General features: G+C 76.0%; 11 protein-coding genes. 1 reads left to right on the top strand and 10 read right to left on the bottom strand.

What is annotated here, in order from left to right:
• Positions 1–51: 51 nt before the first annotated feature.
• Together LRS74_RS07790 and LRS74_RS07795 are read right to left on the bottom strand one after the other, a co-directional pair.
• Positions 52–2,433, bottom strand: a complete 2,382-nt coding sequence (locus LRS74_RS07790) for a bifunctional salicylyl-CoA 5-hydroxylase/oxidoreductase (protein WP_277740320.1) — start codon at positions 2,431–2,433, stop codon at positions 52–54.
• Entirely contained in the window at positions 2,418–3,245 is an 828-nt protein-coding gene (locus tag LRS74_RS07795) for an enoyl-CoA hydratase family protein (protein ID WP_277740321.1), read from the bottom strand. Before LRS74_RS07795 ends, LRS74_RS07790 begins: the two co-directional genes overlap by 16 nt.
• Before the next feature lie 321 nt (positions 3,246–3,566).
• Between LRS74_RS07795 and LRS74_RS07800 the strand changes: the two genes are divergently transcribed.
• A complete protein-coding gene (locus LRS74_RS07800) occupies positions 3,567–3,956 on the top strand; it encodes an ATP-binding protein (RefSeq protein ID WP_277744646.1) in 390 nt (129 codons plus the stop codon).
• 126 nt (positions 3,957–4,082) lie between these two features.
• On the opposite strand, the gene argF is transcribed toward LRS74_RS07800, so the two are convergent.
• The 8 genes from argF to LRS74_RS07840 all read right to left on the bottom strand — a co-directional run bounded on the left by argF (position 4,083) and on the right by LRS74_RS07840 (position 23,164).
• Positions 4,083–5,081, bottom strand: coding sequence for an ornithine carbamoyltransferase (gene argF, locus LRS74_RS07805; protein WP_277740322.1), 999 nt, complete (start codon positions 5,079–5,081; stop codon positions 4,083–4,085).
• A 169-nt stretch (positions 5,082–5,250) separates the two neighbouring features.
• Entirely contained in the window at positions 5,251–6,489 is a 1,239-nt protein-coding gene (locus tag LRS74_RS07810; protein WP_277740323.1) for an arginine deiminase, read from the bottom strand.
• 101 nt (positions 6,490–6,590) lie between these two features.
• Entirely contained in the window at positions 6,591–9,302 is a 2,712-nt protein-coding gene (locus LRS74_RS07815; RefSeq protein ID WP_277740324.1) for a hypothetical protein, read from the bottom strand.
• Positions 9,299–10,384: a hypothetical protein gene (locus LRS74_RS07820; protein WP_277740325.1), complete on the bottom strand. Its 1,086-nt coding sequence runs from the start codon at positions 10,382–10,384 to the stop codon at positions 9,299–9,301. The genes LRS74_RS07815 and LRS74_RS07820 overlap by 4 nt, the downstream gene beginning before the upstream one ends.
• On the bottom strand, positions 10,381–11,568 hold the full coding sequence (locus LRS74_RS07825) for a hypothetical protein (protein WP_277740326.1): 1,188 nt from the start codon (positions 11,566–11,568) through the stop codon (positions 10,381–10,383). The genes LRS74_RS07820 and LRS74_RS07825 overlap by 4 nt, the downstream gene beginning before the upstream one ends.
• 1,334 nt (positions 11,569–12,902) lie before the next feature.
• Complete coding sequence (locus tag LRS74_RS07830; protein WP_277740327.1) at positions 12,903–15,833, bottom strand: hypothetical protein; 2,931 nt, start codon at positions 15,831–15,833, stop codon at positions 12,903–12,905.
• Complete coding sequence (locus LRS74_RS07835) at positions 15,830–20,098, bottom strand: tubulin-like doman-containing protein (RefSeq protein WP_277740328.1); 4,269 nt, start codon at positions 20,096–20,098, stop codon at positions 15,830–15,832. The genes LRS74_RS07830 and LRS74_RS07835 overlap by 4 nt, the downstream gene beginning before the upstream one ends.
• Positions 20,099–20,632: 534 nt before the next feature.
• Positions 20,633–23,164, bottom strand: coding sequence for a vWA domain-containing protein (locus LRS74_RS07840; protein WP_277740329.1), 2,532 nt, complete (start codon positions 23,162–23,164; stop codon positions 20,633–20,635).
• Positions 23,165–23,186 lie beyond the last annotated feature (22 nt).

Below are 23,186 nucleotides of genomic sequence, written 5' to 3' on the forward strand. Positions count from 1 at the left end.
AGAGGACCCTGGAGCCGCCACCGGGGACGTGCCCCGCTCCCCGCCGACACCCTAGCGGCCGGGGCGCGCATCCAGCGCGAGGCGCGGCCTGGGCGCGTCCGTACGCCCCCCGGGCGGCTTGCGACTGCCCGCCCGGTACTGCACCGGCCAGGGCGCTCCGGGCCCCTCGTACCCCTGCTCGGCCGCGGCGTGCAGGGTCCAGTGCGGGTCGTACAGGTGCGGCCGGCCCAGGGCGCACAGGTCGGCCCGGCCGGCCAGGACGAGGGAGTTGACGTCGTCCCAGGAGGAGATGGCGCCGACCGCGATCACCGGCACGCCCAGCTCGTTGCGGATCCGGTCGGCATAGGGGGTCTGGTAGGAACGGCCGAAGCGGGGGCGCTCGTCGGCCACCACCTGCCCGGTGGAGACGTCGACGGCGTCGGCGCCGTGGGCGGCGAACGCGGCCGCGATGGCGACCGCGTCCTCGACGGTCACCCCGCCCGGCGCCCAGTCGGTCGCCGAGATGCGGACCGTCATCGGGCGGTCGTGCGGCCACACCGCGCGCACCGCGTCGAAGACCTCCAGCGGATAGCGCAGTCGGGCGGCGGGGCTGCCGCCGTAGCCGTCGGTGCGCCGGTTGGTCAGCGGGGACAGGAAGCCGGACAGCAGATATCCGTGCGCGCAGTGCAGCTCCAGCAGGTCGAACCCGGCGCGGGCGGCGCGCCGGGCCGCCCGGGTGAACTGCCCGCGGATCGTCGCGAGCCCGGCGGCGTCCAGGGCGCGCGGCACCTGGCTCCGGCCGGGCCGGTAGGGCAGCGCGGACGGGGCCACCACGGGCCAGTTCCCCGCCGGCAACGGCTCGTCGATCCCCTCCCACATCAGCCGGGTGGAGCCCTTGCGGCCGCTGTGGCCGAGCTGCACCCCGATCGCCGCCCCCGGGGAGCACGCGTGCACGAAGTCGGTGACACGGCGCCAGGCCGCCTCGTGCTCGGGGGCGTACAGCCCCGTACATCCCGGGGTGATGCGGCCCTCGGGGCTCACGCAGACCATCTCGGTCATCACCAGGCCCGCGCCGCCCAGCGCTCGGGCGCCGAGGTGGACCAGGTGGAACTCGCCGGGCGTGCCGTCGACGGCGGAGTACATGTCCATGGGGGAGACCACCACCCGGTTGCGCAGCTCGAGACCGCGCAGCCGGAAGGGGGTGAACATCGGCGGGGTGCCCTGGGGCACGCGCGCCTCCCGCTCGACCGCCGCGACGAACGCCGCGTCCCGCAGCCGCAGGTTGCCGTGGGTGACCCGGCGGCTGCGGGTGAGCAGGTTGAAGGCGAACTGGCGGGGCGGCTGGTCGAGGTAGTGGGGCAGCTCCTCGAACCACTCCAGGCTGGCCCGGGCCGCCCGCTGGACGGACTCCACCACCGGCCGCCGCTCCGCCTCGTACGCCGCCAGCGCCTCCTCGACCGTCGACCGCTCGCTCAAGGCGGCGGCGAGCGCCAGCGCGTCCTCCACGGCCAGCTTGGTGCCCGATCCGATGGAGAAATGCGCGGTGTGCGCGGCGTCTCCCAGCAGCACGGTGTTCCCGTGCGACCAGCGCTCGTTGCCGACGGTACGGAAGGCGGTCCACCGCGAGCGGTTGCCGCGCAGCGGACGGCCCGCCAGGGCATGGGCGAACAGCGCCGCGCACCGCTCGACGGACTCGGCGTCGGTGCATCGGTCCAGCCCGGCGCCACGCCACACCTCCTCGCGCATCTCGACGATGACGGTGCTGGCCCCGCGGCCGGGCGACGGGCGGGCGTACGGATAGCCGTGCAGCTGCACCACGCCGTGGGCGGTCTCGGCGATCTCGAAGCGGAAGGCGTCGAAGGCGGCGTCGACGGCCAGCCAGATGTAGCGGCAGCGGTGGCCGGTCAGCCGCGGGCGGAAGGCAGCGGCGTGGGCGTCGCGGGTGGCGCTGTGCACCCCGTCGGCGGCGATCACCAGGTCGTGGGCGGCGGCGAGCTCGGCCGCCGGCGGGGCCGGGGCGCCGAAGCGCAGCCGTACGCCCAGCGAGCGACAGCGCCGGTGCAGCACGGCCAGCAGCCGACGCCGGCCGAGGGCCGCGAAACCGTGGCCGCCCGAGGTGAGCGTGCGCCCCCGGTGCACCACGTCGATGGCGTCCCAACGGACGAACTCCCGGCACAGCTCGCGGTAGACCACCGGGTCCGCGTGCTCGATGCCGCCCAGCGTCTCGTCGGAGAGCACCACCCCGAAGCCGAAGGTGTCCCCCGGCGCGTTCCGCTCCCAGACGGTGATCTCGCGGCGCGGGTCGAGCCGCTTGAGCAGCGCCGCCGCGTACAACCCGCCGGGTCCGCCGCCGATGACGGCGACCCGCCCGGCCACAGGCCCGGCGGAGGGCGAGACGTCCGGGGGGTTCGGGGACGGCGCGACGGGGGTGCCCATCGCTACCTGCCCCGCCATATGGGGGCCCGCTTCGCCGTGAAGGCGGCGTGGAACTCCGCGTAGTCCTCGCTGTTCATGAGCAGGGCCTGGGTGGCGGCGTCGAGCTCGACCGCCGCCGCCAGCGGCATGTCGAGCTCGGCGGTCAGCAGCGCCTTGGTCTGGGCGTAGGCGAGCGTGGGGCCGGCGGCGAGCCGGGCGGCCAGGGCGGCGGCCTCGCGGTCGGCCTCCCCCTCGGCCGTCAGCCGGCTGATCAGTCCGATGCGCTCGGCCTCGGCCGCGGGGACCGGTTCGCCGAGCATCAGCAGCCGGGTGGCGTGGCCCAGCCCGACCACCCGCGGCAGCAGGTAGGCGGCGCCCATGTCGCCGCCGGAGAGGCCGACGGAGGTGAAGAGGAAGGCGAAGCGGGCGGTGGGGTCGGCCACACGGAAGTCGGCGGCCAGGGCGAGCACCGCGCCGGCGCCGGCGGCCACCCCGTGCACCGCCGCGATCACCGGGAAGGGGCACTCCCGCAGCGCGCGGACCACCTGCCCGGTCATCCGGTTGAAGTCCAGCAGCTCCCCGGTGTCCAGGGCCAGGGTGGCGCCGATGATCTCCTCGACGTCGCCGCCGGAGCAGAAGCCACGGCCGGCGCCGCCGAGGACCAGGGCGCGGACGGAGCGCTCCCGGGCCAATTCGGCGACCAGGTCGCGCAGGTCGGCGTAGGCGCCGAAGGTGAGCGCGTTGAGCCTGGCGGGGCGGTCGAGGGTGACGGTGGCGACCCCGCCCTCATGGGAGACCCGCAGATGCCGCCAGCGCTCCGTCCGGGACGCCGATCCGGTGAAGGGACTCATGACGCGCGGCCTCCCTGCCGCCGGGCGGCGGCCCGGGCGGGGCGGCGGCCGGCTGGTTGCGGTGGCGGGTCCTGGCCCCGTGAAGTTATCACCGAAGCGTGACTGTCGTCAGGAGTGCGCGATAGCTTTGCCGCCCCCGAAGTGGCAAAGGAACGGCATACGTTCCCGCAGAGCAGCACTCCCGCCCCTGCCGCCCCGTGCGCAACCTCCGTACTGTGGGAGAAGGGGGCCGACACGCACCTGGACGAGACCTTGCCCGACCCCGACTCCACCCCGCGCCCCGAAGCCGATGCGCCCGCCGTCGCCGGCGCCGTCTGGCGCATCGCGCTCCCCCACTCCGCGGAGGCGGTGCCGATGGCCCGGGCGATGATCCGCAGCGTGCTGGCGGACCTGGGAGTACGCACCGACTACGACACGGCGGAGCTGCTCACCTGCGAGCTGGTGGCGAACGCGGTCGAGCACACGACGGGCGACGAGCCGATCGAGCTGGCGGTGGAGCTGATGCCGAACGGCTTCCAGGTCGAGGTGCACGACCGCGACCCCGCCCCGCCCGGCAGGCTCGGGCGACCGGAGCCGCACCCCGAGCCGCACCCCCTGGACGAGCGCGGCCGCGGCCTGCTGCTCATCCGCACGCTGAGCATGGACTCCGGCTACCGCCCCACCCCGCACGGAAAGGCGGTCTGGTTCGTCCTGCCGCCGTCCGAGGAGTGAGCCGAAGACCGCGCGGCCGAGCCCACGACCTCGCGGCCGCGTATCTCACGGCGGCGTACCTCACCCACCTCACGGCCGCGTACGCCCTCCGGCCCTTGCGGATGAGCCTTCGAGACCGGCCCTCGATCAGGAGAGCGTGGCGACGAGAACCGCCTTGATCGTGTGCATGCGGTTCTCCGCCTCGTCGAAGACCACCGAGTGCTTCGACTCGAAGACCTCGTCGGTCACCTCCAGCTCGGTCAGCCCGTGCCGCTCGTAGATCTCCCGGCCGACATCGGTGCCCAGGTCGTGGAAGGCGGGCAGGCAGTGCAGGAACCGGACCTGGTCGTTACCGCTGGCGCGCAGCACGTCCATGGTGACCGCGTACGGGCCGAGCAGCGCTATCCGCTCGTCCCAGACCTCCTTCGGCTCGCCCATCGACACCCACACGTCGGTGGCGACGAAGTCCACGCCGCGCACGCCTTCGGTGACGTCCTCGGTGAGCGTGATCCGGGCGCCGGAGGCGGCGGCCAGCTCCTGCGCCACGGCCACGATCGTCTCGTCGGGCCAGAGCAGCCGCGGAGCCACGATGCGCACGTCCATGCCGAGCAGCGCGCCGGTGACCAGGTAGGAGTTGCCCATGTTGTAGCGGGCGTCACCGAGGTAGGCGTAGGCGATCTCGGGCAGCGGCTTCTCGCAGTGCTCGGTCATGGTGAGCACGTCCGCGAGCATCTGGGTGGGGTGCCACTCGTCGGTGAGGCCGTTGTAGACCGGGACGCCCGCGTAGGCGGCCAGTTCCTCGATGACGCCCTGACCGTGGCCGCGGTACTCGATGGCGTCGAACATCCGGCCGAGCACCCGCGCCGTGTCCTTCACCGACTCCTTGTGCCCGATCTGCGAGCCCGCCGGGTCGAGGTAGGTCGTGGCCGCGCCCTGGTCGGCGGCGGCGATCTCGAAGGCGCAGCGGGTGCGGGTGGAGGTCTTCTCGAAGATCAGCGCGATGTTCTTGCCGCGCAGCCGTTGCACCTCCTCGCCCGCGCGCTTGGCGGCCTTCAGCTCGGCGGCCAGGTCGATCAGGTCGCGGAACTCCTCGGCGGTGAAGTCCAGCTCCTTGAGGAAGTGGCGGCCGGTCAGGTCTTTCGCCATGGCGGGCTCCTAGGTCACAGCGGCGTCGTTCGCGGCGTCCGCAGCCGGACAAGGCCAAGGACCCGTGGAAGTGTATACGAGGTGGCGCATACCTATGACGGCACCTCTCCGAACGCGTCCCCGGACGGCGGTGCGGCGCCACAGGCAGCCCCCTGCACGGTACGCCGCGCTAGCCGACGGGATCCCGCTCGACGGGGCAGCTCATGCAGCGTGGCCCGCCCCGGCCGCGTCCCAGCTCACTGCCCGGGATGGTGATCACCTCGATGCCGCGCTTGCGCAGGTGGGTGTTGGTGGTGGCGTTCCGCTCGTAGGCGACCACCACGCCCGGCTCGACGGCGAGCACGTTGCAGCCGTCGTCCCACTGCTCGCGCTCGGCCGAGTGGACGTCCTGGGTGGCGGTGAGCACCCGGATGTCGCTGAGTCCGAGCGCGGCCGCTATCGCCCGGTGCATGTGCTCCGGCGGGTGGTCGGTGACCTTGAGCTCGGTCTCCTCGGCACCCGGCTCGATGGTGTACGAGCGCAGCATGCCCAGCCCCGCGTACTGGGTGAAGGTGTCCCCGTCGACCATCGTCATGACCGTGTCCAGGTGCATGAAGGCGCGCCGCTTGGGCATGTCCAGGGCCACGATGGTGCGGGCGGAGCCGGCCGCGAACAGGCCCCGCGCGAGCATCTCCACCGCCTGCGGGGTGGTCCGCTCGCTCATCCCGATCAGGACCGCGCCGTTGCCGATGACCAGCACGTCGCCGCCTTCTATGGTCGAGGGGTAGGCGGCCTGCCCCTCCGACCAGACGTGGAAGCCGCCGGTGGAGTACTGCGCGGCGAAGAGCGGATGGTGCCGGTAGACCGCCTCGTAGTGCACCGTCTCGTGCCACCGGGCCGGCCAGCGCATCGCGTTGATGCACACCCCGTCGTAGACCCAGGCGGAGGCGTCGCGGGTGAAGAGGTGGTTCGGCAGCGGGTTCAGCAGGAAGTCGTCCGGGTCCATCGCGTGGAAGCGCACCGACACGGGCTCGGGGTGGCGCTCCAGGAACTCCCGCTTGGTCATGCCGCCGACCAGCGCCTGCGTCAGCTCCGCGCCACTCAGCTCGGCGAAGGCGGCGCGCAGGTGGTCGGTGGCCAGCGGGCCGTACTCCTTCTCGTCGAAGACGCGGTCCAGCACCAGCGTCCGGGCGGCCGGCACCGCCAGGCTCTGCGCCAGCAGGTCGCCGAAGAGGTGCACCTCCACGCCGCGGTCGCGCAGCACGTCCGCGAAGCCGTCGTGCTCCTGGCGGGCGCGTCGGACCCACAGCACGTCGTCGAAGAGCAGCGTGTCCTTGTTGGAGGGGGTGAGCCGCTTGAGCTCCAGGTCGGGGCGGTGCAGGATGACGCGGCGCAGCCGCCCGGCCTCGGAGTCGACATGGAATCCCATGCGCCTATCTTGGCTCTTCGGGGGTGCCGAACGGACGGTGTCGCGCGAAGCGGGGGTGTCCGGTGTCGTGCGGCTGGTTCCGCCGGCGCCGCACGGCCGGGTCAGGCCAGCGCGATCACGATGATGAGCACCAACGCCACGACGATGACGCCGAGCAGGGTGGAGACGAAGAGCTGGCCCTGGCGCGGGCCCGTGGCCCCGCCGCCGTGCACCGTCCCGGCGGACCACCCGGGGGGCGGCGGGGGCGGCGGCTGATGCCCGCGCCGTGTCCCGGGGTGGTGCTGGGACGGGGTCGGTGCCGGCGACCGGTCGTGGGCGCGCTCGCCCCCGCGGCGGGAGTCGGCGTCCCGGCTCCGGGGCGGACCGTCGTGGCCTCGGGGCGGGCCGTCCTGGTCCCGGAGCGGACCGTCCTGGTCCCGGAGCGGACCGTCGTGGTTCCCGTGGTACCCGCCCTGGCCGTCGTGGTTCCCGAGGGAACCATCGTGGTTCCCGAGGTGATCATCGTGGTTCCCGACCGGGCCGTCATGATACCCGCCCTGGCCGTGGTGGTCCCCGACGGAGCCGTCGTGGTACCCGCCCGGGTCGTCGTGGCCCCGGATCGAACCGTCGTCGCCGCGTGGCCGGCCGTCGTCACCGCGCGACCGACCGAAGCGGCCCCACTGCCGATCGTCCCGGCTCCGCCGCACGTCGCCGCGGTCCGCGCGGTTCGGCAGGAACCGGCGGTAGAACCGTCGGGGCGAGTCGTCCGGGGCGGACCGCGGCGTCGTCTCCGGACCGGGCGCCGCCCCCAGCGCTTGGAGGAACAGCGCCGCCCAGCCGCTCTCGCCGAAGCCCGCCGGCTCGTGGCGCCCGACGATGCGGTACACCACCTCGCGGCCCACGCCTCCGGGGTCGTTCCACAGTCGGGGCAGCAGCTCGGTGATCAGCCCCTGTGTCCGCTCCTGCCCCGTGTGCGGGCGCACCAGGCCGGCGTACAGCTCGACCGCGTTGCACACCCGGACGCCGCCACCGGGGTCGGTGCGCGTCTCCGCGTCGCCCGGCGGGTGGCAGTCCAGGTAGAGATCGGCGCGCAGCACCTGCTCGCAGACCGCGTCGGCCAGCTCCGGAACGCGGTGTGGGGCACGGCGGACGAGCTCGCTGACGACGCGGGTGGCCGCCGTCGCGGGCACCCCGGCCGCCAGCACGCTGAGCAGCGCCCCGTCGTCGACCTCGGGCAGCCGGGCGACGACGGCGTCGGTCTGGTGTCGACGCAGCGCCTCGATCAGCTCGTCCGTCGTGGGGCGGGGGTGCGGTCGGGTGCCGGTGCGCAGCGGCGGCTCACCGAAGCCGGCCGTGGCGAACGGTGCCGGGGCCGGGTAGCCGGGTGGGTGCGTGTCATGCGCCATGGTCCACTCCTTCTGCTCGGGTCGTTCGCACGGTTCGGATGGTTCGCGTCGTTCACCTGGCCCGCCCGGCTCGCCTCGCTCGGGCACCCGGGGCGGCGACCCGGGCCCTTCCGGCCCGACCCGCCCGCCGTCGGGTCGCACCGACTCGACAGGCCGCACGGAACCATCAGGCCGCACGGACCCATCGGGTCGCTCGGCCCCCTCAGGCCGCATGGACCCATCGGGTCGCACCGTGCGCGCGGTGCGCTCGCTCCGCCCAGACGGCTTCCGCGGCGCGACGTGGTCGGCCCGTGCGGACCGGTCGGACCCCCGCTCCGGGCGGTCGAGCCGCACCCGGCGCGCCGGGCGGGCCCCGTACCGGGCCCGCCCGTCCTCGCCGTGCGCCGCCCGGCCCTCCGCTCCGGGGCCTTCGCCGTCCGCCGGCTCGGAGTGCCGGGCGGCGCGGAGGGCGGCCTCGCGCCGTAGCTGCTCCAGCCGTTCGTCGAGTCGCATCAGCCGTGCGGGCAGTGGCAGCCGCTCGCAACGCGGTACCGCCTGCCCCAGTTCATCGCTGATACGCCTCACTTCGACGGGATCGTGGAGGGCGGCCAGAAAATGCTCGACCAGGTTGCGCGCCGTCGCGTACGCCCGGTCGTCGCGCGCCCCCTGGCGCGGGTCGATCCGGGTCAGCCGTGGGTCCTGCGTGGCCGACTTGGGCCACTGGGGTACGAAGACGAAGCGGAGCTGGCCGGCGTCCCGGGTGTCGTGGGTGGCGAAGGTCCAGGGCCCCGGCAGCACCTTGCCCAGCATGCTGCCCATGCCCCACAGCAGTGGCACCGGCGCCCGGCCCTCGCTGTGGTCGAGCACGGACATCCGGTGGTCGGGGTCGCGCAGCGCGGCGGCGACCAGCGCGGTGAGCGCGTCGGCGAACCGCGCCACATCCCGGCCGAGTTCGCGTTCCATTCCGGTCACGGCCGCCGACAGCCGGCACGCCGGCAGCGGGTCCAGCACGGCGCCCGCCACCTCCCGCAGCGGGATGTCGCTGCCGGTCCAGTTCCAGCGGTGCAGCAGCAGGCAGGTGGGCGGGGAGAGCAGCCTCCGGTCGCCGAGCAGGACATGGCAGTAGGTGCTGGGCCGGCCACCGCGGTCCGGCGCGGGCACCCGGCGCATCAGCAGCGCGGGCAGGCTGGGGTCCACCTCGCGGGGCGGCTCCAGCCGGACGATGCTCTCCCGCGCGGAGGCGCCGGGCGCGCCGGGGACCCGCAGCACCGGGGCCAGGTAGCGGTGGATCGACTCCAACGCGGGCTCCAGCGCCGTCCCGCCGCCGGCGGACCAGGCGACCGGGCCGATGCCGGCGCCTCCGGCGCGCCCGCGGGCGTCCCAGCGGAAGACGATCTGGTGCACCACGGTGTCGTCCCCCGCCGTCGATGCCGAGGTCGGTGTGGTCACAGCCCCACCTCCGCGCGTTCCCGCCAGGACACCGTGGAGCGCAGCAGCCCACACATCGCGAAGAGCGACAGCAGCGGCGTCAGCACGCGCCGCGGCCGCACCCCCTGCGGGAAGCCGCCCGCCGCGTCCTGGCCGCCGGTGGCGGAGGCGAAGTGCAGGGTGCAGCGCGCGCTGTCGTGGAACGGCCGCAGCCAGCCCGGACCGCCGTGGTGGCGCAGGAAGGCGTAGGCGTCGCGACTCTCGGCGCGCAGCGCGGCGGCGGTGAGGGCGGCCGGGAGCTCCGGGGCGCCGAGCCAGCGCGCCACCGGCTCCTCGAAGCGGACCAGGTCGCTCTTGCCGATGACGACCGTGGTGGCGGCGTCGATATACGAGCCGCGCCGCGGCATCCGGTCGAGCACGGCGGCGAACGCCTGGTCGCCCAGGTCGTCCTGGCGCATGTCGGTGCGCGAGCGCACCGGATCGAGGTACCGCAGCGGCAGCGCGCGCAGCGGGTCGACGACGAAGACCAGGGCGTGGACGGCGGCCAGGAACCGGGTGACCCGGTCGGTGCGCTCCAGGTCCTCCCCCGACAGGTCGAAGAACATCACCGGCCGGGTCACCCCGCCGCCGCTGATCAGCAGCCCGTCGGCGAACTCGGCGAAGTCGACGTCCTCGGTGTGCGCCAGTACGGAGCCCTCGCGCAGCGGACGGACCCGGTCCTTGAGGAAGGCGCGGTGGCTGTCGGCGTGCAGCGGGGTGCAGGAGAGCCCGTACGGCTCCAGGCCGCCGCGCTCCACCTCACCGATCATCGACGCGAGCAGATGGGTCTTGCCGGCCGCCGAACCGCCGACCATGGCGATGGTCAGCGGGTCGCCGTGGGTCAGATAGGGCGTGGGCAGATAGTGCTCGTCCATGTCGGGCGAGCCGGTGCACCGCTGGAAGGTGGCGCGCAGCGCGTCCCGGCGGCGCACCGGGTGCCACTCCGCGGACAGGTCGACCCGGGTGTACTGCTCGAACTCGTTGCGGGCGTAGAGCTCTTCCGGGTCGAAGGCGATCGGGTCCAGGCAGTACGGGCACACGATGGCCGGCGTCGGGGTGCTCATCGCTCGCCCCCCGTCCGGCCCGGACGCGCGGGGCGCCCCGGGCGCGAGGCGCCGCCGAACCAGCGGCGCGGGCCGCGCGGCGGCGGCGCCGACAGGTCCTCGACGCCGGTGCCGATGCCGCTCTCCGCGCCGTGGATCCCCAGCTCCGCCCGCTTGCGGGCGAGTTCGGCGTCGAACGCCTGCCGGCCGGCGTCCAGCGGATCGGGCGGCAGCGGACGGTCCCGCAGCGGGTCCCGCTGGCCCAGCGAACGCAGCAGGTCCTCGGGGTGCGGCCGGTCGACCGCGCGCGGCGCGAAGGCGTCGGCCAGCACCTCCAGCGCGGGCAGCCGGGCCAGATCGCGCGGCGGGCCGTCCGGGTCCCCCGACGCCCCGGTCAACAGGTGGTACATCACCTGCGCCACGCTCCACACGTCGTCGCGCGGCTCCGCCTCGCCGCGCCCCGCCCGCTGCTCCGGGCAGACCCAGGGCGCCGTCTGGGGCAGCCCCTCGCGCGGGCGTCCGGTGCGCGTCGCCGCGTACGGCTCGGGCAGCCGCACATGGTGGCCGTCCCACAGCACGGCGTGCGGGGTCAGACCGCGGTGGACCACACCGAGGGCGGCCAGCAGCCGTACCGCGAGCACCAGTTCGCGGGCGATCTGCTGGTGCGCGCGGACCGGAAGCCGGCCGCAGAGCGCGGCCAGCGGGGTGCCGCGGCGCGCGCCGTGGTGGCGATAGAAGACGAACGGCTCGGCCACGTCCAGGTGGTAGCCCTCCAGTCGGGCGAACAGCCGCCGGTAGGGGGCGTCGCCATAGGCGCGCCGCACCGCGAGTCCGACCGCGATCTCCGCCTCCAGCCGGTCCCGCGCCCGGTGGTCGGTGCGCGCGGAGGCCGACAGCCGGTACTGCACCACGTCCCACCCGGTACCGAGTGTCAGCCGCCGGCCGCGCAGCGGCTCCCGTCCCGGCGCGGGCTCCTCGCCTCGCGGCCAGGCGGCCATCCGGACCGCCGTCCCCTCGTCGGTGCAGAACACCAACTCCTCCGGTTCCCGCCCGTCTCCCGGGCGCGCCGCGCCGTCACCACCGCCCGAGGACCCGTCCCGGGAGACCCTCTCGTCCGCCGACGCCCCCACACCCGCACCCGCCTGTTCCACTGACTCGCCGGCCTTTCCTGACACCCGCTGCGCGCGGGCCTCCGTACGCTCCACGGCCCCGCCTCCCGGCGGGCCGCCACCCCGCGGTACCCCTGCGGCGCCCCTGGCCGGCTCGGCCCGCCGGGCCCAGGCCACGCCCGTCGACGCGGAGCCCGCCCCCGACCGACGCCGCACCGCCCGCGCGGCGCCGCCCGGCGCACCCCGACCCGACGGCCACAGCCCGGAATCCATGGGGGCCCTGACGGCAACCCCGGCCGGCTCGCCGCACCCCGCCGTCACGCGCACCACGGCACCGGCCGGCTCGGCCCGCCCGGACAGCGCACGCACCGCCACACCCGCCGACACGGAGCCCGCCCCCGACCGACGCCGCACCGCCCGCGCGGCGCCGCCCGGCGCACCCCGACCCGACGGCCACAGCCCGGAATCCATGGGGGCCCTGACGGCGACCCCGCCCGGCTCGCCGCACCCCGCCGTCACCCGCACCACGGCACCGGCCGCCACGGGGACTTGCCCCGACCCGCGCAGCACCCGACGCCTCACCGCTCTCGCGGCCCCTCCCGGCGCACCACAGCCCGACGGCCACAGCCCGGAATCACCGGGGACACCGACGACGGCCCCGGCCCCCTCGCCGCACCCCGTCGTCACCCGCACCGCGGCACCGGTCGCCACAGGGACCTGCCCCGACCCGCACCACACACCGACTCCGCACGGGAGCGCCAGAGGCGGGCCGAGCGGCGGGACACGACCCGGCGGGGCGGCCGGCCGTCTCACGGACCCGCTCGGCGCACCACGGCCCGACAGCCACAGCCGCCGAACGGCCACACAACCCGGTGCCGGCGCCCCAACCGCCGGCCCGCCACCACCCAGGACATCGACGGCGGCCCCGGCCGCCTCCCCGCACCCCGCCGTCACGCGCACCACGGCACCGGTCGCCACGGGGACCTGCCCCGACCCGCGCCACACACCGACTCCACACGGGAGCGCCGCAGGCGGGCCGAGCGGCGGGACACGGCCCGGCGGGACGGCCGGCCGTCCCACGGACCCGCTCCGTGGCGGGCCGCCGTCGCACGGCGCGGCCGGGGTCGCGTCCTGCCGGACCGGCGCGGCGGCGGCCTCCGGCCACCCCGGCGGCCGCCCGGCACGCGTGCCCTCCGGGGCCGCTGCCCCGATCGGCTGCTCACCACCGCGCGAAGCGCCGGCGGCGGGCCGGGGCGGCTCGGTCGTCGCCTGGGCCCGGCGCGCTCCGGGCCCGCACGCCTGGAGTCGGCCACCGCCCGGCGGCGCGTCGCCGGGCCAGCCGGCCGGGGGGCGGGGGCAAGGAGTGTCGTGTCCGGCAGGGGCGTCCGATGCTCCCCGGCGGGCCCCGTTGTCCATGACGTACCGCTCCCTCATCCGTACTCGTTCCCTGAACCCTGCGTGTCACCACGGAATCTGACCGTCCGTATGGAGCCGGTGCGCGGCGGCAACAGCCGCAGGACGCCCGCGTAGCGGCCGGCGGGGGTCCAGACGATGTCGTCGGCCACGACCGCGCTGGAGCGGCGCACGGCCTCCGGGGCGAAGCGCACCCGGCGGCTGGCGTGACGGTCGCGGGAGAGCAGCCGACGGTGCTCCGCGGCGCACAGGGCCAGCGGCGCGATGCCGTGCTCCTCCGTCTCCAGCGTCCTGACCACCCGTTCGGGCGCGATGCCGAGCAACACCGCCGGTTCGGGGCGCTCCCGCTCGGGGCGGGCGTGCGGCGGAGGGGCCGCCACCCCGTCCCGCGCCAGCCGGGCGCTCTCGGCGGCCAGCAGCTCGCGCACCCGCTGGTCGAGCGGAAAGCCGGCGGCGGTGCCCGGGTCGCGCTCGATGGTCCCCCAGTACGGGGCCAGCAACTGGGCGATCCCCTCGGCGATGTCGGCCGCCAGCGTCTCGGTCAGTTCGGGGCCACCGTCGCCGGCCTCCCGCTCGAGCCAGGGCGCGGCGCGGCGCTCGCGCGGATACGGCTCGCCGACGCCGTCGGCGGCATGCCCCGCCGCCGCGTACGGAGTGCCGTACCAGCCGTACTCCCCGCTGTCACGCGGCCCGTCGCCCGGCGGCCCGTCGTCGTGGACGCCGCCATCGTGGAAACCGCCGTCGTGGAAGCCGTTGCCCGGCGGCCCGTTGTCGCGCGCCCCGTCGTCGTGGACGCCGCCGTCGTGGAAACCGTCGTCGTGGAAACCGTCGTCGTGGACGCCGCCGTCGTGGACGCCGTCGTGGAACACGCCGCCGCCACGTCCGTCGTCGCGAAGTCCGTCGGCCCGGTGCCCGTTGTCGTACGGGCGGCCCCCGTGTCCGCTTCGCTCGCGGTCGGCCGGGTTCCCGCTCTCGTGTCCCGCCGTGGGGGTCTCGGCGTACCCGGTCGTACCGGCTTCGGGGTACGGCTCGCCCACCGCCTCGCCCCAGGGGTCGGGGCCGCCGCTCCACTCGTCCCAACCCCCGTGCCATTCGTCCGTCCAGCCGTCGCCGCGGTCCCAGCCGTCCGGGTGGGCGTATGGCTGGTCGTACGGGCCGTACTCGCCGCCCTTCTCCCGGCCGTCATGGTCGCCGGCGCCGTGGGGCGCGGTGCCGGGGCCCCGCGCGGGCACCGCCGCGGCCGCCGCACGGCGGATCATCGTGGCGATGGCGCGGGCGCCGTCGGCGCAGTACAGCCGGGCGTCGGCGAGCAGCCAGTCGTGCACGACGGCGTCCGTGAGGATGTCGTCCAGGGTGTGCAGCGCGGTCCGGGCCTCGGGGACACCGGCCCTCTCCCACCAGGCGTCGACCGCGGCCGTCCAGCGGCGCACGGCCAGCACCGGCAGCAGGAGCAGGGCGAACAGCAGGCCGCCGAGGCCCAGCCACGCCGGGGCCCCGAGCAGCTTGCCGGCGGCGGCGCCGACCGCCGCGCCCAGCAGGCCCGCGGCGAGCTGCGCGAGGGCCCCTGAGGTGCCACCGCTGTCGACACGCGGCCGCCGCGCGAAGGCCCGGTCGGTCAGCCCGGCGGCGGCCACCGCGGTCAGCGGCCCCAGCGCCCAGCCCGGGCCCGGCCACAGCCCGGCCGCGGCCGTCAGCGCGCAGGTGGCGGCCAGTTCGCCGCGGCGCGCACCGCGGACCGTGAACGGGTGCGCGCCGACGAGGCGGTCCGCCAGTCCCGGCGGGCAGGCGTCGGCCAGCCCGGGCAGCCGGGCGGCGCTGCTGGTGGGCGTCGCCAGATCCGACAGCGCGCCGAGGCGGGCCGCCGCCGAGCGCAGCGGAAGCCGCTTGGCCAGCAGCTCCTGGGCGTAGCCGCGCAGCGCCGGGCCGACCCGCTCGCGCGAGGTCTCCGGGACGCGGGGCAGGTCGATGCCGTACTCGTGCAGCCGGCGGCGCTGCTCGGGCGGCAACCCCACTCGGTCGCCGTCGCGCAGCGCGTCCTCCACGGTGTCGCGGTAGGCGACGAGGTCGGCCGCCACCTGTTCCAGGCAGCCGGCGAGGTCGCTGTCGCGGCCGGTTCGGCCGAACAACCCGGCCGCGCCGCGCAGTCGCTGGTACTCCCGCTCCGCCTCGTCCAGCGCGTACTCCGCCGCGCGCAACCGGATCGCGGCCTCGCCGCCCGCCCGGCGCCACACCGTCTCCTCGACGCTCTTGGGCACCGACGGGCCGACCAACGGCGCCAGTGCGGCCGGCAGTTCGTCCATGGCAGGGGCGAACGAGGCGGTCGGGCCGGGCACCTCCTCGCCGACCAGGTCGGCGAGCGCCTGCCGCCAGGCGCGCTCGCGGTCCGCCGCCGCCAGGTCGTGTTCCAGCACGCGCAGCGCGGGCACGGCCACCCCCTCCGGCAGCTCCCCGATCGCGTGCAGCACGGCGTCGAAGACGGAGGCACCCGCGAGAAGTTCGACCAGGGGATGCAGCACCTCCTCCACCGTCCTGGGGTCCTCCTCGGGGTCGGCCGTCCCCGCGTACGGGTCGAGGACCCACAGCACCCCGACCGCCGGCGGCCGCAGCGTGGAGGGGCGTTCCAGGGCCCACTGGGTCGGCGACGCGGCCGCCCGTAGGTCGTCCTCGGTGGATCCGGCGTGGGGGGCGCCGATCGCCAGGCACAGCGCGTGCCCGTTGCCGTACGAGAGCACCTGCTCGTACACCTGCTGGTGGCCGGCGAGCCCCTCGGCCGTGTCCAGCAGCAGGAAGCGGCCGGCCGTCGTCACCGGCGTGCCGCCGAGCGACTCGCGTACCGCGCGGTGGAGTTCCGCGGGGTCGCTGAACCGCGCCCCCGCGGCACGGAGGTCCAGCGTCACCACGGGCGCCCCGGAGGCGGCCGCCGGGGCGGTGGGCGCAAACGTGTTCACAGCCGGCCCTCCCGCCGTGTCTCGTCGTCCCACGGGTCGTCCCACGCCCCGTCGTCCGCCCCCGGCCCGCCGCCGGCGTCGCCCGCGGCACGGTCGGAAACGGCCCGGTCGCGGACAGCCCGATCACGGACAGCCCGATCACCGACCTCCCGGTCACCGACGGCATGATCGTCGGCGTACCGGTCCTGGGCGTGCCGGTCCTGGGCGTACCGGCGCTCGGTGTACGGATCCTCGGCGTACGGATCCTCGGCGTACGGATCGTCGGCGTACGGATCGTCGGCGTACCGATCGGCGCTCCAGCGGTCGTCGGACGACCCGTCGCCGGAGTCCCGGCCGCCGCCCCCGCCCTCGCCCGTCGCGCGGTGGGAGGACGCCTCGGCCCAACCGCGTTCCCCACGACCGCCGAGCGGCCCGCCCTCGGCCACCCGGCCATCGGGCCCCCGACCGTCCGCCCCCGCGTCGTCGGCCACAGCCCCGGGCCCGTCGCCGGTCCGCCAGTCGCCGGTCCGCCCGTCGCCGGGCGCCCGGTCGTCGACGAACCCGTCGTCGGCGAAACCGTCGTCGTCATAGCGATCATCGGTGACACGGTCGCCGGGCGTACGGCCAGCCCTCTCACGGTCGCCCGCCGGACGGCCGCCCCTCGCGCGGTCGCCGGGCGTACGGAGGCGGTCGCCGGCGGCGGCGTCGCCCGCGTGCCCGCCCTCGCCGTACCGGTCGTCGGCCTCCCGGTCGCCGGACGGCCGCCCCCGGGTGCTCCCGTGCCGCGGTGGTCGGGCGCCGTCCGCCCGGCCGCCGGGACGCCGATCGGCGGCGTCCCGGTCATCCGCGGCCCGGTCGCCGGGACCCCGGTCATCGGCCGACCGGCCGGCCCCGTGGTCGGCCCGTCGGCGGCCGTCCGGGGTGGAGCGGTCGGAGCGGATCGGCCGGCCGGAGGGGCCCGCCGAACCGCGGGCGCCGTACGCCGGGGAGCCCCACGAGCCGTCGGCGTCGTCGGCGTCGTCGGCGCCCGCACGCGAACCCGCCCCCGCGCGGTGGCCGTTGAGCCGACCGGCGGGACGGCCTCCGCCTCCGGAGCCGGTTCCCGGGCCGGCGAGTCGGCCCTCGGCCCCGCCTCCGTGGTCGCGGCCGCTCACCGCCTCCACCAGGGAGCGGAGGGTGGCGCGGTTGGCACGGAGGCCGCGGGGGAAGCGGAGGTCGAGGGCGCCGTCGAGGGTGACCGTCCAGAAGTCGCGGAGCGGGGGGATCCACTCGCGGCCGTCCTCGTCGAGCCGGTGGGCGAGGACGTCGAGCTGGTCGGCGGCGTCGGGCGCGACGCGGTCCAGGAAGGTCCGCAGCAGCGGGTGCGGCTCGCTCGGGGAAGTGCTCAACCCCTCGGGGAGCGTCTCCATCAGCACCCCGCAGAAGTCCTTGGTGGCCGTGCCGGCGTCCAGCAGCGCCCACCGCTCGTAGGCGCGCAGCAGGTCGGACCAGCTGGTGACGGAGCGGTCGTACGGCTCCAGGGCGAGGGTCATGGTCACCGCGTCCCGCGCGTCGTCGCCGCGCCGCAGCCGGAAGCGGACCCGGTCCGGGGAGAGCGGATCGCCGACGACCTCGACCTGCCCGTTCCACATCGCGCACAGCATCCGCTGGAGGATGCGCTGCCGGTCGGACTCGGTGCTGGCCAGCCATGCCTCCCGGTAGCCGGTGCGCTGGCGCCAGGCCAGGTAGTCCTCGCGCCCCTCCTTGTCCCGCGCCCGACCCCACAGCCGCAGCACCTGCCGTACCTCGGAGACCTCGGTCAGGCTCATCTCGCTGCGGAAGAGCACCACGGTGATGGACTCGGTGGGCACCGCGCGGAACTCCGGCGGCATCCGGTTCTCGTCGCGCGGCAGCAGCAGCGTCTGCTCCAGGAAGCGGTCGACGCTGCCGGTCGCCTTGGTCTGCGGTCGTACGATCAGGACCTTCAGCTTGCCGGTGCCGTCCGGGGTGAAGCCGGCCGGCAGCATCCCGGCCAGCTGGGACCGGAACTGCTCCTGCCACTTCTCGTCGACCGTGGCCGCCGCCTCCGCGTCGCCGGCCGCCGCCGCCAGCAGGTCGCCCAGCGAGGGCAGCAGCGGCCGCTCCTGGTGGACGCCCGTCTCCACGAACAGCCTCTTGACGCGCTGCTCCAGGACCGCCTTGACCTCCTTGACGGCGGCGCGCGGCGAGAGCTGCACGGCGCTCAACGCGCGCAGCCAGTGGCCGGGTTCGACGATCCGGGCCAGCAGCGCCGCCTCGTCCTGGTGCTCGGCCAGGCCCTCGCGCTGGAGCAGCCGCGCCATCACGTCGTCGTAGAAGGCGCCGAGGGTGTGCTGGGGCGGCAGCAGGTAGGACACGCCGGTGCGGTCCTCGCGGTACAGCTCCTTCTTCCGCTCCAGGAACAGCCCGCTCTCCTCCTCCTCGTGGTCGCGGAAGGCCCGCACCAGCGCCGAGACGTCCTTGATCACACGGTCGGCGGGCGGCCGCCAGCGGGACTCCTGCTCCTTCCACTGGTCGTGCCAGACCCGGCACGCCGACCACCGGTACCAGGCGTCCTGTTCGCCCAGCGCCGCCTCCACGTCCGGGTCGCCCCAGCGGGCGGGCACCAGCCCGGCCATCCCACGGCTGATCCGGGGCACCGGGGGCGGCGTGGGCTGCACGCCCTCGGGGGCGTGCGGGCGGTTGCGGCGGTTGTCCAGCATTCCGGCGAACCCGGCCGCCGCCACCTGGTCCCGGTCGCCCGGATTGCCGGCCAACACCCTCTCCAGGCGGAACGGGTCGTGCTCCTGGAGCAGCGTCTGGACGGCCCGGCGCGGGGTGAACCGCTCCGCGATCTCCCCCACCCGCCGGTCCAGCCGACGGTCCAGCTGGGCCAGTTGGTCCTCCATGTCGCCGACGCGGTCGCGCAGCGCCTGCCCGATCGCCTTGACGCCGCGGGGCAGCGGGTCGGGCAGCGCGACCTCCAGCGCCTCCCGCGTCCAGATCTCCTCCAGGCCCGACTCCTTGAACACCTCCACCACCAGCGCGCGGTGGGTCTCGCCGCCCTGCCGCGCCTGTTCCACCAGGCCGCGCACCGCGCAGGCCAGCATCCGGGAGGCCACGATCTCGGCCAGCTCGTCCACCGGCACGGTCATGGAGGCGGCGAGGCTGGTGGACATCCCCTGGAGGCCGATGCCGGTGGCCGCCGGGGCGGAGCGGATCGTGCCGCGGTTGACGAAGCTGGCCGCGAAGGACTGCGCGTCGTCGTCCGCCCGGCTCCGACCGCGCACGCTCTCCTCGCCCAGGTCGGTGCCGATCAGCGAGGTCACCATCGCGGTGATGGAGCGCCGCAGGTCCTCCGGGCGCATGCCCGCGGTCCGGCTGAACAGGAACGCCGTCTGCACGGTGGAGGTGCGCAGCCGCACCGGGACGAGGTGCGGGTACTTCACCCCGATCCGGCCGAGCTGCTCCACATCGCCGAGATCGGGCGTCGCGTCCGCCGCGTTCTGGTCGTCGACCAGGTGGGAGAGGTCCACCAGGGCGCGGGCGGCGTTGAGTTCGGCCTCCCGGCCGCCGCCGGACTCCGTCGGGAACGCGGACGGCATGACCACGAGAGGGTAGATCTTCGCGCCGTTCAGATTGAGGACGTTGAAGACGTGACCGATCAGATGCAGGAAGTCGTAGAAGATGCCCGCTCCGGTGCCGCCGGCGACGGAGAAGGCCACGAACACGTCGTAGCCGCGGATCTGCCGCCCGCCCAGCCGCTCCAGGTCGCCGCCCGCCTTGCTCAGCGCTTCGATCGCCGCCCGCAGCGGGCCCAGCACCTGCTCCGTGCCGCTGCGCATGGTCGCGAACAGCGCGGACCGGCCCACCGTCGGCAGCTGCCCGGCCCCGGTGTGCAACGGCGAGACCCGCGGCTCCCCCTCGCGGGGCGGCAACCAGCCGGCCACCTCCTCGTGCAGGGCGATCCGCAGCATGCGGGTCACCTCGGGGGAGTTGTCGTACGCGGGCAGCAGGTTGTGCACGGCTCGGGAGGTGCGCGAGAAGGCGGCCGCCTCCGGCCCGCGCGCGCTCAGGTGCGGCAGCCGGTCCAGCTCGGCCTCGCTGAAGTCCGCGTACACGAACTGCAGACAGTCGGGCAGTTGGAACGCGGCCCGTTTACCGCCGTCGACCAGCGCGGTGCCGTCCGGGCCGCACAGCTCCCGGCGCAGGTTCCGCTCCAGCTCGGCCCCGATGCGGGCGCCGGTGCCGCCCAGGCCCACGAAGAGCATGGGCTGGTAGATCTTCATGTCATCGCTCCCCTCGCCCGGCCCGCCCGGGCCGAACGTGCGTGGGTGGTTGTCCTGCCGGGCGGCGGTGGCCCGTGGGGGGTACGCGGACCGCTCCACCCCGCCCGGCGGAGCGGCGGCCGGAACGTCGTCCGGACCGCTCGGGACGGCGCGCCACCGCCTACCGGCGCGGGCACCGACCCCGGATCGGGCATGAGGCGCCCCACCCGTCCGGATGCCAGGCCGGGCGCCGGGTGCCCCGCCAGGCCGGGCGGCGGTGGCCCGTGGGGGGTCCGCGGACCGCTCCACCCCGCCCGGCGGAGCGGCGGCCGGAACGTCGTCCGGACCGCTCGGGACGGCGCGCCACCGCCTACCGGCGCGGGCACCGACCCCGGATCAGGCATGAGGCGCCCCACCCGTCCGGATGCCAGGCCGGGCGGCGGGCCGGACGTCGAGCCCGCTGCCGTACGGCCACCCGATGCCCGGCGGGGTGGCCTGCCACCTGGTGCCCGGCGGGCTGGTGTGCCGCCCGCCGGGTGCCGTCCGGCGCACGGGTCAGAACGCCGCGTCATAGCCGCCCGTTCCGCCGCTGGGTGAGGCGGCGCCGCCGGTGCCGCCCCGGGGACGGCCGCCGCGGACGCGACCGCCGTCCGACCTGCCGTTCGTCGCGGAGCCGTCCGGGCCCCCGGTCCCGCCCCCGGCGCCATCGCCGGTACCGGAGCCGGAGCGGCCGCGCGAACGGCCGCCGAAGGGCCGGCGCCCCCCGGGCCGGGCGTCGGGCCCGGGGCCACGGCCGCCGGCCGTGCGGCCGCCGCCTCCGCCGCCCCGCGCGGTGCCGCGGGTCGCGCCGCGCTCGTCGCGTACGCACAGCTCCAGACCGTCGTCGAGCGCCAGCGGGCCCCCGCGCGGGAGCAGTTGTTCCCGGCCCCGGGGGGCGCGCAGCCGCAGGCTGCCGTCGCCGGCGCGCCACAGCCGGTACGTCTGGCCGCCGCCGGAGTCGCGCCGGCGCAGCGTGGGGGTGCCGGAGCCGGAGCCGCCGTCGACGGTGAAGTAGAAGGTCCGTACGCCGGCGCCGCGGACGGGCAGTTGGGCGGGGGCGGCACCGGAGCCCTCCCGGCGCACCTCGATGACCAGCCCCTGGAGGGACTTGCGCGACCGCGCGGAGTGGGCGCGGGCGGCGACCAGCGCCCCGGCGGCCAGTGCCAACGCGCCGCCGCTGACCGCGGCCCACCACCAGCGGTCCCACCACCGCTCCCAGCGGCTCGGCTCGGGCTCCACCGCGACGGTCAGGAAGGCGTGGCCGACCTCTTGGCCCTTGTCGGTGGTGTCGACGACGCTGATCTGCCCCCCGATGTCGCCGAGCGCCGTGTCCGCCCCGAAGGCGACGGTGAACGGAACCCGCCGCTGCGCGCCCGCCTCCACGGTGACCGTGGTCGGGGCGATCCGCAGGGAGGACCTCTCCGGCAGGTCCTTCAGGGCGAGCCGCAGGGTGTGCGGCCGGGTGTCGTCGTTGTGCACCGTCATCCGGCCGCCGACCTCGCCGCCCGGATACACCGACTGCTCGTCGAGGGCGACGTCGGCGACGACCCGCGGGCCGTCGGGCGGGGCGGTGTGCGTGTCGTAGGGGCGGTGGTCGCTGGTGACGCCGGGGGCCGCCATCTCCCCGATGATCCGCAGCACGCCCGAGGCCGTCTCGGGCACGGTGAACTCGGCGGCGTAGAGGGCGTCGTCCGCGCGCTCGTCCGGGCCCTCGCCGTCGTCCCGCAGCGTCATGTCCACCGGTTCCCCGAAGCCGTCGCCGGTCAGCCGGGCGGTGACCTTCACCCCGGCCAACTGCTCGGGGTCGGTGATGGCCACACCGCGCCGGGTCTGCATCCGCACCCGCACCACGCTCCGTTCGCCGGGGCGCGGCGTGACGGGCTCCAGCGAGATCGCCGAGTGGAGCACGCCCTGCCAGATGGCCCGTACCGTCGCGGGATGGTCGCGGTGGCCCTCGGGGGCGGACAGCTTCACCCGCCAGGTGCCGGGCAGCGGGTCCCGGACCCGCAGCGCCTCGACCGGCCCGTCCTGGCCGCTGACGTCGAAGCGGGAGCCGTGGGCGGTGCCGTGCGCCGGCACCCGGTTGCCCTCGGGGTCGTAGTAGGTGACCGTGACGCGCGGGTCGTGCTTGGTGACGGTGATCGAGCCGTCGGTGGCGATCGGCGGGATGGTGACCTTCAGCTCGCCCGGCGGCCTGGCGCTGGTGCCCTCCTCGACGTCACCGCAGCGGGCGGCCGCGAAGGTGACGTGCAGCGCCCGGTCCACCTCGGTGGCGCTGTCGGCGACCCGCATCCGCGGGGTGCTGTCGGGCCGGTCGGGGCAGTCGTTGCGATAGCCGCCGGCGGCCATGGCGCGCAGCGCGTCGCGGTCGATGCCGTCACCGAAGCCCAGCGGCCAGATCTGCACCTGCTCGCGGCGGGCCCGGTCGAGCGTCTCGCGCAGCTTCTTGGCGGCGTTGACCTGGCGGCTTGCGGGGTCGGTGCCGTACGCGGGGCTGTCCGCCACGTCCAGCTTGCCGTCGGTCAGCAGGAAGACGACCTTGGGGGTGGTGTCGGAGCCGTGCTCCCCGAGCCGGTCGACGGCCTGGGTGAGCGCGGCGGGGAAGTCCGTCCCCGGCCCGACCCGGTTCCCCGCGCGGTCCTTCAACTGCTGCGCGCACCGGCTCAGCCGCTGCCGCCCCGCCTCGTCGGTGACGGTCGGCGAGCACACCTCCCGCACGGGCTGCTGACCGGGCTTCTCCGCGCTGCCGAAGCCGATGACGGTGGCGCGGGAGCGGTCGGAGATCTCCGCCTGGGCGATCAGCGAGGCCGCGTCCGTCTCCCGGGCCAGGTCCGCGTCGCTGAGGCTGTCGGAGACGTCCACGAGGACGGCGAAGTCGATGGGCTTCACCGCGCCGTCGGACGCGGTCTCGCGAGCTGCGGCGGGCGGCGCCGGCGCCAGGCCCACGGCGAGCGCGCACACCGCCGCGGCCGCGGCCAGCGCGCGCCGGGCCGGCCGTCGACGCGGGCGCGAACGCCGCCCCGCGGGCCGGATGTCAGGGCATATCACTGCGGTTCTCCTTGCGATGTGG

This window comes from Streptomyces sp. LX-29 (assembly GCF_029541745.1).
Lineage (GTDB): Bacteria > Actinomycetota > Actinomycetes > Streptomycetales > Streptomycetaceae > Streptomyces.

Excerpts from the sequence above, each read along its gene's own strand:
- LRS74_RS07790 (WP_277740320.1), bottom strand. The coding sequence starts at position 2,433 with ATGGCGGGGCAGGTAGCGATGGGCACCCCCGTCGCGCCGTCCCCGAAC.
- LRS74_RS07795 (WP_277740321.1), bottom strand. The coding sequence starts at position 3,245 with ATGAGTCCCTTCACCGGATCGGCGTCCCGGACGGAGCGCTGGCGGCAT.
- argF (WP_277740322.1), bottom strand. The coding sequence starts at position 5,081 with ATGGCGAAAGACCTGACCGGCCGCCACTTCCTCAAGGAGCTGGACTTC.
- LRS74_RS07810 (WP_277740323.1), bottom strand. The coding sequence starts at position 6,489 with ATGGGATTCCATGTCGACTCCGAGGCCGGGCGGCTGCGCCGCGTCATC.
- LRS74_RS07820 (WP_277740325.1), bottom strand. The coding sequence starts at position 10,384 with ATGAGCACCCCGACGCCGGCCATCGTGTGCCCGTACTGCCTGGACCCG.
- LRS74_RS07835 (WP_277740328.1), bottom strand. The coding sequence starts at position 20,098 with ATGAAGATCTACCAGCCCATGCTCTTCGTGGGCCTGGGCGGCACCGGC.